We start from the raw sequence: 1032 nt of genomic DNA on the forward strand, positions 1-1032 counted from the left end.
GGCAGATTACAAGTTTAATTCGAACGCATCCGTAAAAACTTCCAATGGTGTTTGATAATGATGTAATTTCATGGGCCGCTTGTTAATGAGTTCAACCGCCTCATATAATCGCTGCTCCGATACGTCCCTGAAATGACTTTTCTTTGGGAAGAAATAACGAAGCTTACGATTAAATAATTCATTGGTCGCTCGTTCCCAAGGGGAATAGGCATGGCAGAAATAGACCTGGATACCGTATTGCTGTTGTAAATGTCGATAGCCCGAGAACTCTTTTCCATGATCAACTGTGATTGATTTTACGGTTGATCCAAATTGGTTCATGAAGCGTTTGAAAGCTAATTTCATGGCACCCTTGGTTCGGTTAGGTACTTTAATAGCCCACAGCATCCGACTTTGCCGTTCAACCAGGGTGACCAAACAGGTCTTATCTTGACCACGGCTAGAAAGAACAGTATCCACTTCCCAATGACCAAACTCTTGGCGTTGATTAACCTTATCTGGTCGATTTTCAATGGTTTGTTCGACTTTGAAGGTACCACGAGTTTCTTTCTTTCGTCGTTGAGAAGCATTTCGGTGGGGTAAGTCTGTCAGAAGAAAATTAATCCGTCCATTGTTCAGCCAATTGTAAAGTGTCGAAGTCGCTAATTTTAATTGATGAGCAACCATTGCTGGTGACCACGTTAAGGCCAAATAGCTTTCAATCAAATTCTTTTGTGAACGAGACAAAGTTGTTTTTCGACCACATTGTTTGCGCTTATGGTCGGCATCTTGCTGGGCCAAAGAAGCGACGTATGGTTGTACGCGTTGAAGTTCATAATGAATCGTGGATTTCGAAAAACCAAGCGTATCGGCTATTTTCTGCAGCGAATACCCAAAATTATTCAAAGTTTCGATGGCGCCACGATCATAAGATGTTAAAATTGAATAGCTCAAAGAATTTCTCCTCATGGTTTGTCTAGCAACTACCATTGTAAAGAATTCTTTGGGTTTTTTGTTTTTCAATTATCGTTCGAATTAATTATAGAATCTGCC

Annotated in this window: 1 protein-coding gene; it reads right to left on the minus strand. The window is 40.6% G+C overall.

All coding sequences use genetic code 11. The annotated features are described in order from the left end of the window. Window positions 1-6: 6 nt before the first annotated feature. Window positions 7-948 carry an IS30 family transposase gene (locus tag AABI08_RS08390; RefSeq protein WP_421823481.1) on the minus strand — a complete coding sequence of 314 codons (942 nt, stop codon included), beginning with the start codon at window positions 946-948 and terminating at the stop codon, window positions 7-9. Window positions 949-1032: the final 84 nt, after the last annotated feature.

It is taken from the genome of Fructobacillus evanidus (assembly GCF_963580165.1).
Lineage (GTDB): Bacteria > Bacillota > Bacilli > Lactobacillales > Lactobacillaceae > Fructobacillus > Fructobacillus evanidus.

Excerpts from the sequence above, each read along its gene's own strand:
- AABI08_RS08390 (WP_421823481.1), bottom strand. The coding sequence starts at position 948 with ATGAGGAGAAATTCTTTGAGCTATTCAATTTTAACATCTTATGATCGT.